This window comes from Pleomorphovibrio marinus, from assembly GCF_003347495.1.
Classification (GTDB): domain Bacteria; phylum Bacteroidota; class Bacteroidia; order Cytophagales; family Cyclobacteriaceae; genus Pleomorphovibrio; species Pleomorphovibrio marinus.
The window spans coordinates 450,658-464,389 of record NZ_QCXY01000001.1 but is presented as its reverse complement, the minus strand read 5'-3'; the positions used below and the strand labels follow the sequence as shown (position 1 = coordinate 464,389).

Here is a 13,732-nt window from a genome sequence, read left to right as displayed (position 1 = left end):
GCATTATGAAATTCATATGTGGAATAAAAAGGCCTGGGTACAGAAGCTGGATGCGGTAAATGAGTATGAGCAGGAACCCATCCCTCCAAATAAGTATAAAGGTTGGAAAAGTTTCTTAGGCACTTATGCCGGCGAACATACAGCAGGAACCGAATTTGTAATTGGACCCTTGTTTGTGGCACATGGTGCCAGTGCAGGGGACCTGGTAAGTGGGTTGATAATAGGAAATATCCTGGCAGTGCTTAGCTGGGCTTTCTTTACCGGTAAAATTGCAGTAAAGACCCGGGTGACCTTGTACTACCTCCTTGAGCAAATCGCTGGACACAGATTCACTACCTTGTACAACTTGGTCAATGCAGGGCTGTTTTGTTTTCTGGCAGGAGCCATGATCGCCGTTTCGGCCACCGCCGTGGGAATTTCCTTCGATATGACCATGCCTCAGCTCACAGATGTTTATCCAAATAATCTGGGTTGGGTGTTAACCGTATTCGTGGTCGGTGCCATTACCACGGTGATTGCCATGTTTGGATTTGAGAAAGTTTCCAAGTTCGCCAATGTGGCAGCCCCCTGGATGATCATGGTATTTATAGCAGCAGGAATTGCGGCCCTACCCCGTTTGGGGGTCACGGAGTTTGGTCAGTTTTGGGAGGTGGCCAACCAAACCATCTGGACGGGGCAGCCCTTGGAGGGGCAGAGTAAATTTACCTTTTGGCATATCCTGTTTTTTGCTTGGTTTTGTAATATGGCCATGCATATAGGCATGGCGGATTTGTCTATCCTCAGGTATGCCAAAAAATGGGAATATGGGTTTTCCTCTGCCACTGGTGTGTTTTTGGGACACTTTATCGCATGGATTGCTTCAGGCATTCTTTTTTCTCTTTTTCTTATCGAATCCCAAGGGAGCCTCACCTTTGCGCCAGGCCCAATAGCTTATAATGTGGTGGGAGTGACAGGAGCCATTTGTGTGGTGATTGCCGGCTGGACCACAGCCAATCCCACACTGTACCGGGCAGGGCTGGCGATACAGTCTATTAATCCCAAATGGAAAACTTGGAAAGTAACCTTGTTTGTGGGATTATTTACCACGGTTGCAGCTTGTTTTCCGGCGCTTGTAATGATGTTGTTGGAATTTGTGGCATTGTATGGATTGATTTTGATGCCAGTGGGGGCGGTCATATTCATTGATGTGTATGTGTTGGAAAAATTAGGTCTAAAACCGAATTATGCCCAATTCTCAGGAGAATCGTTAAACTGGTCCGTTGCGCTTACTTGGGGAATTACCTTGGTACTTTGTGTGGCGTTGAACATGTTTGCTGGCATCGAGATATTCTTTCTGGGATTGCCCGGTTGGTTTATTGCTGTGCTGGTATATATAGCCGCCAGCAAAATCAACCAAAAACCTGTTGTAACCCAAAAAACCTTAGCGTGAAATAAATGAAGCAGTTGATAAAAATAGTGTCCTTTCTAGGCTTGGCCCTTACGCTTTTGCCAAGCGTGTTCCTGTTTCAGGAAGTCATTAGCGCAACCCTCTGCAAGCAGCTTATGGCCCTGGGGACGGTTCTGTGGTTTGTCACATCCCCCTTCTGGATGAACAAGTCAATTTAGCTGAATGGCCCCTGTATTGCCTTAGTAAAAGATTTGGTCATGGTAGGTTTTAACCTGAAGATACGGGGAAACGATATTGAAAAGTTTCCGTATTAACTAGTGTAGTTAAACCATCTTTCCATGAAGTGGACTAGGCTTATTTTACTTTTAGTTGTTTTCATTGGCTGTGGCTATGACCAGGAGTATTTACCGCAAGAAAATGGTGATCTGGAAGAGGAGGAAGTGGAGAGGGCTCCTAACCCTCTTGAGGATTTTGACCTTACCTATGATGGGGCGGATGAACCTTTGGTACGTGATTGGGAATTTGTGAATTTTCAGAATTTGGAGACTGGAGAACTGGATTATAGAACTCCCATGTCTAAATTAGCACACGCTATTATTTACAATGGTGGCTATGAAAACAACCTTGAAGATTACTATTTTCCACTTTTTTTGCGTCTCACTGAGGTAGAAGGGAAGTCCTGCGAAGAAGATAAAAGCGAATTTGGGACAAGGACCCATGCCTACCAGTATTTGGCATGTTATAGTTTCGATGAATCCTCTCATGAAATCCGGTTTACTATAGATTCCGAGATGCGGGAACAGATTGGGAGTGCAACCTCTTTTGCCGCGATAGAATACGAAGTAAATTATTTGCAAGCACTCCAAAATGCCTATAGGTACGAGATATCTTCAAATAGACTCTATATTTATATGAATTCAAAACCCAGATACCTGCCAAGTGGTGAGTACAGAATGGTCTTTTTGGCCTGGGATGAGGAAGATGAATTAAAAGGGGATTAATCAATTTTCAACCTGTAAAACACATTGTAGTCTCTTTCTCGTGAGGGTTGTACGTTGTCATTGAGGTATATTCTCCCCTTCTGATCCACGAAATCCAAGGTGCCGGGAACCTGGAACTCATCTATTACTCCTATTTGTTTATCCCCCTCCACCACCATAAAGTGCTGCCTTATGAATTTTTTTTCTGCTTCCCTATAGGTTTGTGAATTGCGGAAATCCTCAGATTGACTTCGCAGTTGCCTCATAACGTCCTTAGGCACCATAGTATAGAAACCCACCAACAACTTTTCCCCCACATATCGCAACTCGGTAAGGGAGGGGTAATCGGAATAGCTTTGGTCCCGGTCAAATTCATAGTCGGGGATTTTTTCTGGTCTGTTCTTGTGCGAAAGCTTCACAACGTGTTTTAATAGGGGGACCTCCCCGGAAAAATCATAGATAAAGAGCTGATGCCCCAATGCCGGGAGCAGTGCCAGTTCCTGTTTGTCAGTGTTATAGGCTGACAGCACTCTGCCGGTTCCCACATACCTGTCCTCTTGTATAGGTTGCCATTCCTCCGGGTAGCTTTCCAGGGCCACGGACTCCACCTCCTTAATATCGTAATTGAAAATCGTTTTGGCGTGTTGATAATAGTTCACACCCATTTCTTTGGGGTCAAGGCCATTTCTATCATATAGGTTGGGTTCCTCGCCCAGTATAAAACCTTTGTCATTCCTGTAGTAAGGGGTAAAGGTGGTTCTGTAGGTAAAGACAGACATGCCAAACAAACCTGCCTGGTTTGGAGGCAACAACTTTTCTTTTTTTCCCACCAAATTATAAATATGGTACCCATTGAATAACCCTTGGGCCACAAATTTGTCTTCTCCCAAAAACATGTACCCAAAAGCTCCGCTAGCCCCTACTCCGTCTGGTCCTTCGTCCAAAATGTCAAAAGACTTGATCACTTCGCCTTGCTGTGATACGAGGTAGGGAATCCTACTTTTAGTGCCACGCATTAGAAAAGGCCCCTCCTCCGATGATTGGTCATCGATCACCAAGGGGGCTAGGATGTCCACCACCAATGAGTCCAATAAGGTTACCTTTATTTTTTTATATGGGCCTTCATCTTCCATAGGTTTATCAGGAGAGCATGATCCGAAAACCATCATCCATAAAATACAGGCTTGGAGCCAAAGACTTCTGAAAGTTGGGGAAAGATGTTTGTGTAGAATAATCATGTAGGATATGAATAAAGAGTCACAATATTACATGAATTTCGAACAAAAAATTTGAATGCTTCATACTATTTGGAGGACTACTTTTTCCACAGGAACACAGGTAATGCCAGAAAAACCCCCACCATACTAAATATTAACCCCCCAATAGTGCCAATGGCCAATGAAAACCAGAAGATCTCATTTTGACCCCCCATAATAAAGGGAATAAGCCCGAAACAAGTGGATAGTATGGTAAGCAAAATTGGGGTTGCTTTTCCGGCCACTGCTTTTATCACTCTTCGGTTGTAAGGTCCCTGTGACCTGTTATTGAGATCGTTGACGATAAAGATAGCTGCATTTACTGCTAGTCCTCCGAGCATTACGAAGGCCGCATATCCCCCCTGGTCAAAGTAAAAGTCAAACAAACTAAAAATCAAAAAGAGCCCTATAAATGAAATTGGAATTATAAAAATGATATATAGGGGCTGTTTGAAGTTCTCAAAGAGTATGGAACAGATAAAGAAAATCCCTACGATTAGCACCAAAAGAAGGCTATATTGCCGTTTGGCTTGGTTGTAATTCCAGGTGTAGGTTTGCTTGCTGGCACTGTAACCTAGTGGAAGCGTACTTTTAAGATCCTCCAGCACTTCATCAAGATATTCTCCTCCAAATTTCGCAGACCCCATGTACTCAAAAGAAACCAATCGAATATATTGCCGGTCTTCTTTGTGCAGGGCATTAGTAGTGGTTTCTTTTTTCAATTGGCCAAAACTAGCCACCTTAAAAATCTCCTCATCACTACCGATTAGGCTACTGCTTTCTAGGTCAAATTTGGAAAATTGCGGGGATTTTTTCTCCCTAACCACTACTGGGATTCTTTTCCCCTCTACCTCCAGGCTGGCTGAAGCTCCAGCGGGCTTAGCAATATCATCAAGTGCCTGGATTATTTTGTATTGGTTTATCCCTCCCAATGCCAATCTCCCTTGATCAAACCGAAGTACATATTCTTCTGTTTTTCGCTCATTGTAGGAGAGCCGTTCGTTTGTGTTTACCTCCTGTATCCTTCTGTGGGTCAATAATTTATCCGAAAGTATTTCTGACTGTCGTTCAAGTTCATCGAAGTTATATCCCCTTAGCTCGACTCTAAAGGAGGGGATACCCTCCCCACCTGGCCCTGTAAAAAACCCTTGGCCAACCCCATAGATATTCCATCTTACTCCACTCCAATCCGTGGATTTCATGGCCAATTTTCCCTTTAACTGGTATGGAAGGGCAGATTTTTCGTAAGCCTCCTTAAAAGTGATCTCGATCCTGGCTTGTTGACCCGAATTAATATTGGTGACAAACTTGTCTATTCCCTCAACCCCTCTTAGATAGGTTTCAAATTCTTGGATGATATAGTTCATCTGTTCCAGCGTATTTCCGAATGGAAGACTGGCATTGACAAATAGCTTGGTTCGTTCGGGTTCTCTGTAGCTTGACTTTTCGAAGACTCCCCTCACAAACATACGCATGGAACCCCCAAGGGCTTTATCAACCCAAGGTCTTATTTCTTCTTGATACAGGTTGCTGCCTATACTTTCATTGTACCAGTTTTGTCCCTCCCATTTAGAAGGCAAATAGAAAACCGGAAGCCCAAATAATAACACCAATAGAACAATAAAAGTCTTCCTGAACCTTGCGGAAAATGATAATGTATTCCTGTAGGTGTTAAAGGCATTTACGCGTTTTCTCAGTTGGCGAATTGTAAGTCTTCTTCCCCTTGAGGCCACGTCTTTAAATAGTAATTGGTACAGAGCAGGAGTAAACAAAAGTGCCACGAGCAAGGATACTCCCAACATCACCGCAACCACTACCGAAAACTCCCCCAAATTCTTTCTGTCTTCCTCTGGAAGAAGGAATACCATTAACAAAGCTGCGATGGTGGTAATAGATGCTGCCAGAAGTGCCAGAAATACCTTTCTGTTTTTATGTTTGTGCAAGTGGTCGATCATGATGATCGCATTATCCACAATTAGGCCAAAGGAAATGGTCAGCCCAGCCAAGGAGTAAAGGTGGATATCCACTTGCAGCAAATATAAAATAATTGCGGTCAGGCTAATGTTGACGATGATCCCCAAAAATAGGGTACTAAGGTACTTAAGGTTGCGGTTAATCAGAAAGATGAATACGATCAGGATAAGTATGGAAAGCCCCGACCTTTGATAGATTTTGTGAAGTTCTTTTTCCAAATATTCACTTTCATCCCTTTCCAGCCGCACATCGTATCCTTGGGGAAGTAGATGTTTTATGTTTTCTATAGATGCCCTTACTTTTTGGGAAAGCAGTACTTTGTTGACGTTATCCCTGCTAAAGACGGATAAGAAAACGGAGTTGTTACCATTGATCCGGTAAAATTGGCTTGGTTCCGCCTCCTCTAGGGTAATCGAGGCGACGTCCTTCAAGTAGATGTCTTTCCCTTCCATACTTCCCAAATGAAGATTTCCCAATTCATCCAGGTTGTTAAGGGAACGGTTCACTTTTAGGAACATGGCCTGGCCGGAAGCATTAGAAGCCAATCCGGGGAATTCGGTGCCGTACGAAGATTGAAGTTTGGCCACCAAACTAGACCTGGAAAGCTTTAGGGCTTGAAGTCTTTTGATGTCATAGGTGATATATAGCTGTAAAGGGTTAGCGCCCATCACCGTGATGTCCTCGATTTCTTCAATTTTATTTAGCGTGGATTTTAACACGTCTTCGGTTACCTTTTGGATCTCGAAAGAGGCGTAGGGGCCGTTGACACTGAATATCAGAAGGGCCGATTTTTCGCTGGCGTTGGATTGGATGGATTGGGATACTTGAGGATAACTTACTTTCCGGTCCATAGAGGGATAGACCTGTCTTATGAGTGAGGCCACCTCAAACTTTTTGTATTCCATATCCGTGTGCTTATCAAAGCGCAACTGAATCTGACCTTGGTTATAATTGGACACGGATTTCACTTGTTTCAATTCCGCCAATTGCGAAAACACACCCTCAAGGGGTGAGGTCGCCAATTTTTCCACCAATTCAGGGGAACTGTTTCTTACCGTAAAGGAGATGCTTAATACTGGCTCCCTTTCCCTTGGGTTGAGATCCACAGAAAGTTTGGGAACCAGGGCGAAACCAATGATGGTAACCACAAAAAATGCGATGACGATTCGGAATGGAGTCATAAAATTTCTTTATCAGGTTATCGGCTGGCGGTAACTTCGGACAAATGAATGGTAATGCCTCCTAAAACTAAATAAATAATATCAAATATTTTCAATAATCCCCTGATTTTCTTTGGGAAAGGAGAATAAAAAAAGCCTTCGAAATGAAGGCTTGATTTTTTAAAGCGAATAAATATTTGGGCGGGATTAAATTTGGGCTTCCAATTTCTGGATCAATACAGACTTTGGAACTGCACCAACTTGTTTATCCACAACCTCACCATTTTTGAAAATCAAAAGTGTGGGGATGCTTCTCACACCAAATTTTCCAGTAACCCCAGGGTTGGCGTCCACGTCTAGTTTACCTATAACGGCTTTTCCTTCGTAATCTCCGGCCAGTTCTTCCACAATTGGCCCTATCATTTTACAAGGACCACACCATTCTGCCCAAAAATCCACCAGAACCGGCTGCTCGCCATTTAATATTTCCTCAAAGTTAGAGTCGTTAATTTCTACTGCTTTTGCCATTTTATATATATTTTACGAATTCCAATTGAAATATATTTGTAAAGCGAAGGAACACCCAATTAGTTCCGGTAATTCCCCTATTTTTTTCCTTAGATGATTTTGTAGGCGATTTCTGGGATTTTTCCCAAGGCCTGAACCATGTCATTGGATGGATCTACATGGTATTTTTTGGACATTAGGTCCAAGGTGATGTTTTCCCTTTCATCAATGATGTTGATATATAATTTGGCATCTCCCTTATAGACATCGGTAATTTTCTCCAGCTTTTCCATTAAGTCCAATGTGAGGTCATCCAGCAAGATGTTTATCCTCAATCCTTTTATCATTTTACCCCTCACTTCACTTAACAGGAGTATCTGGTTGATTTTGAATTCCAGATCAGGCCCGTTGAAGCGTGGTCTTGCTCCCCCAACAATATACAAAAACCATCCAGGCATAAAAAATTCCTTGAATTTCACGTAATCATCCCCAAACAAGAAAAAAGTATGTGCCCCAAGGTAATCTTCCATTGTCAGCGTCCCAAACGGCTTTCCGGTTTTGGTGGTTCTATGGGCATATGAAGTTACCACCCCTGCAACTTTTATTTCTCCCTTGCTCCTGAATTTTTCTATATCCCCAATTTCAGGCAAGGAGGCATTGGTGAAGGACTCTATTTCTACCCTGAACTGGTCCAATGGATGGCCGGAGATATAAAGGCCCACCACTTCTTTTTCAATGTTGAGTTGTTGTAATTGGCTGAAAGGTTCCATTTTTGCGACGGTAGGCATGGGTATTTCCATCCCTCCGCTTCCGCCAAACAAGGAAACCTGGGAACTGGCCTCCTCCTGTAGTAACCTTTGCGCATATTTCACGGCTTTTTCTAACAGAGGAACATCTCCTTCCGGCGCCTCAAGATACTGCCTCCGGTGGTGTTCCGAAAAACAATCAAACCCACCTGCCATGGCGAGCACCTCCATGGTTTTCTTGTTTACGGCCCTTAAGTTCACCCTTTTCACGAAATCAAATATAGACTTGTAGTGCCCATTTTTTTCCCGCTCTTCTATAATAGACTGAACCGCAGCCCCCCCTGCACCTTTTATCGCAGCCAGTCCAAACCTGATCTGGCCTTCCGCATTCACTGTAAACCCACTTTTGGATTCGTTGACATCCGGGCCAAGGACAGGGATACCCATTCGTTTGCACTCTTCCATGAAGAAAGTGACCTGGGTGATGTCATTCATGTTATTGCTTAGCACTGATGCCATGTATTCGGCAGGATAGTGAGCCTTTAAGTAGGCCGTTTGGTAGGCGATCCAGGCATAGCAGGTAGAGTGGGATTTGTTAAAGGCGTAGGAGGCAAAGGCCTCCCAGTCCTTCCATATTTTCTCCAGTTTTTTGGCATCATGGCCCTTGGATGCTGCTTGTTCTACAAACTTTGGCTTCATTTTATCCAGCACATCCTTCTGCTTCTTCCCCATGGCCTTTCTGAGAACATCTGCCTCACCCTTGGTAAAACCTGCCAGTTTTTGGGAAAGCAACATGACCTGTTCTTGGTAAACGGTAATACCATAGGTCTCTTCCAGGTACTCCTTCATGTCCTCTAGGTCATAAGATATAGGCTCCTGACCATGTTTTCTTCGGATAAAACTAGGGATATACTCCAATGGCCCCGGTCTATAGAGGGCGTTCATGGCAATGAGATCAGCAAAAACGGTAGGCTTCAACTCCCTCATGTATTTCTGCATACCGGGGGATTCATACTGAAAGATGCCTATCGTCTCTCCTCTTTGGAAAAGTTCATAGGTTTTTTGATCATCAATGGGGAATTTTTCTGAATCCAGGGTTTTTCCAAACCTTTCCTTTATGATCTTAATGGCATCTTTAATGAGGGTTAGGGTTTTAAGGCCCAGGAAATCCATTTTCAACAAACCTGCGGCTTCCACCACCGAGTTGTCAAACTGGGTACATACCATCTCAGAATCCTTAGCTAGTGCCACAGGCACAAAGTTGGTGATATCGTCGGGGGTGATGATTACCCCGCAGGCATGAATTCCGGTGTTACGAACAGAGCCCTCTAGGACTTTTGCTTGGTTGATGGTCTTGGAACTGTCGTCCTGCCCCTTGGAAATCCGAATTAGCTCCTGCGCTTTCTGAATGTTTTCCGAATTGTTTTTCAGTTTGTCGGACAGCTTGGCCATGTCTTTTGAGAGCTCAAACAAATTTTTCAGTTTGATGTCCGGTACCAATTTGGCGAGTTTATCAGCCTCTGCCAGTGGTAGGTTCAGAACCCTTGCCGTGTCCCTGATAGCGGATTTTGCAGCCATGGTGCCATAGGTGATAATTTGTGCCACCTGGTTGACACCGTATTTTTGGATTACATAATCGATAACCCGTTGTCTTCCTTCATCATCAAAATCGATGTCAATATCGGGTAAAGAAACCCGGTCTGGATTTAGGAATCTCTCAAACAGGAGATCAAAAGCTATGGGGTCCACATTGGTGATTCCCACACAATACGCCACGGCTGATCCTGCCGCAGACCCTCTTCCCGGACCCACGGATACTCCCATTTCCCTGGCTGCACGGGTAAAATCCTGAACGATCAAAAAATACCCCGGATACCCGGTACGCTCTATGGTTTCCAGCTCAAAATCCAGCCTTTCCTTGATTTCAGGAGTGATTTCAGCATATCGTTTTTTTGCCCCTTCATAGCTAAGATGCCTCAAATAGGCATTCTCCCCTCTTTTACCTCCGTCTTCCTCGTCAGCGGGGTCAATAAATTCTTCTGGAATGGTGAATTTGGGAAGTAAAACCTCCCTTGCCAACTTATAGGGTTCCACCTTTTCAACGATCTCATGCGTGCAGGTAATGGCCTCAGGAAGGTCGGCAAAAAGCTTTTTCATTTCTTCCTGAGACTTTAGGTAGAATTCCTCATTGGGGAAGCCATACCTGTATTCGCGCCCCCTTCTGCCTATGTACTTTTTTGGCTTCTCCACCAGTTCACCATCTTTTACACATAGCAGGATGTCGTGTGCATTGGCATCTGCCTTAGCATTATAATACGTGTTGTTGGCGGCAAAATATTTTACGTCGTATTTCTCTGCAAACCGGAGTAGCGTTTCATTTACCTTTTCTTCCTCTGGGATACCGTGGCGGTTAAGTTCTATATAAAAATCCTCTCCAAATTGCTCCTTCCACCAAACGAAGGCTTCTTCAGCTTGCGCCTCACCCACATTCAAAATGAGGTAGGGAATTTCTCCCCAAAGCCCCCCTGTAGAGGTGATTATGTCCCCTTTATGTTCGACCAAAAGCTCTTTGTCGATTCTGGGCAGGTAATAGAAGCCCTCGATATTGGCATAGGAGGCCAGCTTTGCCAAATTATGGTACCCGGCTTTATTTTTGGCCAATAATACCGCCTGAAAGCCATCGTCCTTGTTACTCTTGTTTTTCCTGTCCCTGCAAATGTTGAACTCACAGCCCACAATGGGTTTGATGTCATGAGCCAGTGCTTCCTTCACAAAATTAAATGCTCCCATCATGTTGCCATGGTCAGTCATTGCTACTGCAGGCATCTTTAGTTCTTTGACCAGCCGTATGAGGGCAGGGATTTCTGAAGTGGCCTGCAAGATGGAATATTGGGTGTGAACGTGAAGATGGGCAAATGGTACATCCTTCAAATCAGAAATATCCGCTTGTCCAGCCGCGTGAAGGACGTCTTTAGCAGCGGATGTATTGTCATCCTCCGCTTTCTCAAAATTTGCAGTGTCTAGCTTTGGGGCTTGGTACACTACCTCTTCAAGGCTTACCCCTTTTTCCGGAGAGATCACTTTGTGCGTGATCAGGCCAAAAAAGCAACGTGCAGTGGCATGTACATCGTAGGCGGCATCATGGGCATCGGAAAACCCTTCCCTAAAAAGCTTTTTATGCAGTTCGGTGAGGGTGGGCCATTTGAATTTGCCTCCTTTTCCTCCCGGGATCGCACAAAACTCGGTAGAAAGATCCTTAGTGTCTAGGGTGGGTTTTTTTAGAAAATCGTTTAGGAATTCCTTTCGAAGGAACTCCGCACCCATCACCTTTATGTCAAACTCCACATTATGGCCCACCAAATGTTTAGCCTTTTTGAAGTCCTGCTCGAAGGCTTCCAGGACATCCTGAAGGGCTTGGCCCTCTTTTTTGGCCCTTGCAGTTGAAATCCCATGAATCTTTTCCGCATTATAGGGGATATCAAAACCTTCCGGCCTCACGATAAGGTTTGCTTGGGAAAGAAGATTTCCTTTGTTGTCGTGAAGTTGCCAGGCTAACTGCACCAGCCTGGGCCAATTGTCCAAATCACTAACAGGGGCATTGTAATCCCTGGGTAGCCCTGTGGTTTCCGTATCAAAAATAATGTACATGTGTCCGTTTTCTGGTTTGGGACTTCTAAAATACTGCTAATCTTTGGCTAAAGCCAAGGAACCTATTGGGTATTGGAGAAAAAAAAATAACACTGTGGGAATCAAAACTATGGATAGATTCCCACAAGGTATTTTACTTGGTCAAGGTAAAAGTGTCAACCACTTTTCCTTCCAAGTTGAAGGTTTTAAAGCTCAGGGTTTTGCTGTCTATATCCACCTTTTGATAGAGAAAAGAGGCAGGGAACTGCACCTCCGCATAATATTCCTTGGGAGCATCCTCGTTTTTTCCCCGAGTTCCAATGGAAATCATGTAATAGGTGCCTTTGGTAGGATCATCTGACACTTCTCTGCCCAACATGGGTTTAGACCTCATATAATAGTGGTAGTGTCCACTGAGCACAAAGTCCACTTGGTACTTTTCAAACAAGGGTGCCCACTCGTCAATAATGCTGTCATAAGGTTCTACTGCATTGAATGGTGGAAAATGTATGGTCAGGATTTTCCAATCCTCTTCACTTTTTTCTAAGGTGGAAACAAGCCAGTCTGTTTGTTTTTGGAGGTTGAGTGTTCCGTCAACCATTAGGAACAAGGCGTTCTGGTAGGTAAATGAAAAAGTTCGGCCTTTTGGAAGCTCTTCTGGGCCATTTTCCGGGAAACTCAGCATTTCTTCATACATCCATGCTCCTAGGCCATCCTGGCTGTCATGATTCCCGGGCACAGCTAGTAATGGTTTCTGGGCAAAGGATGATCCTCCATAGGCAAACAATTGATCCCAGTCATCACGATGCAAGCCCGTGTTTACCAAGTCTCCAGCAATGATGTGAAAGGCATGGTCCTGATGTTGTTGATTTGCCAAGTCGATGAGATCTCCCCACTGATCGGTATTGTGTACGTCTCCAAACCAAATAAAGGAAAAGGGGCTTTTTTCCGAAGGGGCTGTAGTAAAACTCGCCACCGGGCTCCTGGAACCTTCTTCTGTTTCAACCAAGTACCCATAAGTGCTGTTGGGTTGGAGGTCTTCTATTTTCGCAGTATATCGGTGGATATATCTGTCATTTTGGAGCATCCTGTCCTCCAGTAAATTTGGCGTCCCCGCCAATGACAAGGTGTCATCGGTGCTTTTTAGCCAGTATTTGACCTTGCTTTCCTTAATGTCTGCATGCGTTCTCCATTGAATATCCATAGTGGTACTTGGATCATCACTCCAGGTAAGCAGGAGTTGATCAGGGCGACTTGAAGACGGATATTTGGTGTTTCTGAATGCACCTATTACATGTGCCTCCCGGGCCCTACCTCTAATGGTAGTCATCAGTTGCTGCCCCCTAAGTGCCTCCGGAACTGCCTCAAGGGTGAGTTCATCCCAGTCATGGTAGGTAAAGGCACCTTCTTGAAGTGGCTCGAAGTGCTGTTGCTCTGGAAATACAGGAGCTATTTCCAGGTTGGCGTCGGGATCCTGGGGAGCCACAGCCACCAAATATACGGGTCGGTGCTTATCAAATCCATTTATGCCAAGGTGTATGCGACCCTCATTAAACTCTTTTTGCCAAACTTCATAGGTGGAATGTCGGTTTTTCACTTCCATATCGGTCAGGGTAAAGCCTCTTTCTTCCAGCCAAAAAGGAATCACCTCTTGGTCTTTGTCCCTAATTACGGAGACGGTGACGGGTATATTGACGTCAAATATCCAGTATTGGTGGGCTAGCGCTTCCTTTTCTTCCTGGGATATGTAGTTCAGGATAAAGGAATGGCTGATGGTGTCCAAGCTGTGTTTATCGAAGTTTTCATAGAGCCTGGTCACAATGCCATCCATGGTTTCAGACAGGGTGGGGAGTTGCTTCAGGTTGTTGGGCTGTGGGTTGCATGCCCAAATCAAATTTGCCAAAAAGATAAGAGAGAGTTTGTTCATATTGTAAATATAGTAGTATTCTGAATTTAGCGTTTATTGAACAATAAGTGTTAAAATTGCACTAAAACTATTTTTTGATATTTATTTATAATTACTACGATTTGGTTTGAAAGTACTAATGCCAAACTTCATGGTTAATAAATATTTTGAAATAGGAAAAATTATAAT

8 protein-coding genes are annotated in these 13,732 nt (G+C 44.1%); 3 read left to right on the top strand and 5 right to left on the bottom strand.

Annotated elements, in window-relative coordinates:
• The first annotated feature begins 16 nt into the window (after window positions 1–16).
• The 3 genes from DB520_RS01975 (at window position 17) to DB520_RS01970 (ending at window position 2,388) form a co-directional block, all read left to right on the top strand.
• Window positions 17–1,429 carry a purine-cytosine permease family protein gene (locus tag DB520_RS01975; protein ID WP_114747983.1) on the top strand — a complete coding sequence of 471 codons (1,413 nt, stop codon included), beginning with the start codon at window positions 17–19 and terminating at the stop codon, window positions 1,427–1,429.
• Window positions 1,430–1,434: 5 nt separating this feature from the next.
• On the top strand, window positions 1,435–1,605 hold the full coding sequence (locus DB520_RS26945) for a hypothetical protein (protein WP_198675217.1): 171 nt from the start codon (window positions 1,435–1,437) through the stop codon (window positions 1,603–1,605).
• A gap of 120 nt (window positions 1,606–1,725) precedes the next feature.
• Complete coding sequence (locus DB520_RS01970; RefSeq protein WP_114747982.1) at window positions 1,726–2,388, top strand: hypothetical protein; 663 nt, start codon at window positions 1,726–1,728, stop codon at window positions 2,386–2,388.
• Here DB520_RS01970 and DB520_RS01965 read toward each other — a convergent pair.
• From DB520_RS01965 to DB520_RS01945, 5 genes are all read right to left on the bottom strand, one after another.
• The gene (locus DB520_RS01965; RefSeq protein WP_157971901.1) at window positions 2,385–3,500 is read right to left on the bottom strand and encodes a hypothetical protein; all 1,116 of its coding nucleotides are present in this window, start codon (window positions 3,498–3,500) and stop codon (window positions 2,385–2,387) included. The two genes, DB520_RS01970 and DB520_RS01965, sit on opposite strands and share 4 nt — an antisense overlap.
• A 182-nt stretch (window positions 3,501–3,682) precedes the next feature.
• Window positions 3,683–6,778: an efflux RND transporter permease subunit gene (locus tag DB520_RS01960; protein WP_114747980.1), complete on the bottom strand. Its 3,096-nt coding sequence runs from the start codon at window positions 6,776–6,778 to the stop codon at window positions 3,683–3,685.
• 186 nt (window positions 6,779–6,964) lie between these two features.
• The gene (gene trxA / locus DB520_RS01955) at window positions 6,965–7,285 is read right to left on the bottom strand and encodes a thioredoxin (protein WP_114747979.1); all 321 of its coding nucleotides are present in this window, start codon (window positions 7,283–7,285) and stop codon (window positions 6,965–6,967) included.
• 89 nt (window positions 7,286–7,374) lie between these two features.
• Complete coding sequence (gene dnaE, locus DB520_RS01950; protein WP_114747978.1) at window positions 7,375–11,658, bottom strand: DNA polymerase III subunit alpha; 4,284 nt, start codon at window positions 11,656–11,658, stop codon at window positions 7,375–7,377.
• Between the two features lie 133 nt (window positions 11,659–11,791).
• On the bottom strand, window positions 11,792–13,564 hold the full coding sequence (locus tag DB520_RS01945; protein WP_114747977.1) for a purple acid phosphatase family protein: 1,773 nt from the start codon (window positions 13,562–13,564) through the stop codon (window positions 11,792–11,794).
• Between the last annotated feature and the right edge of the window lie 168 nt (window positions 13,565–13,732).

Coding starts and splice junctions, on each gene's coding strand:
- dnaE (WP_114747978.1), bottom strand. CDS start 11,658: ATGTACATTATTTTTGATACGGAAACCACAGGGCTACCCAGGGATTAC.
- DB520_RS01965 (WP_157971901.1), bottom strand. CDS start 3,500: ATGGAAGATGAAGGCCCATATAAAAAAATAAAGGTAACCTTATTGGAC.
- DB520_RS01975 (WP_114747983.1), top strand. CDS start 17: ATGTGGAATAAAAAGGCCTGGGTACAGAAGCTGGATGCGGTAAATGAG.
- DB520_RS01970 (WP_114747982.1), top strand. CDS start 1,726: ATGAAGTGGACTAGGCTTATTTTACTTTTAGTTGTTTTCATTGGCTGT.
- trxA (WP_114747979.1), bottom strand. CDS start 7,285: ATGGCAAAAGCAGTAGAAATTAACGACTCTAACTTTGAGGAAATATTA.
- DB520_RS01960 (WP_114747980.1), bottom strand. CDS start 6,778: ATGACTCCATTCCGAATCGTCATCGCATTTTTTGTGGTTACCATCATT.
- DB520_RS01945 (WP_114747977.1), bottom strand. CDS start 13,564: ATGAACAAACTCTCTCTTATCTTTTTGGCAAATTTGATTTGGGCATGC.
- DB520_RS26945 (WP_198675217.1), top strand. CDS start 1,435: ATGAAGCAGTTGATAAAAATAGTGTCCTTTCTAGGCTTGGCCCTTACG.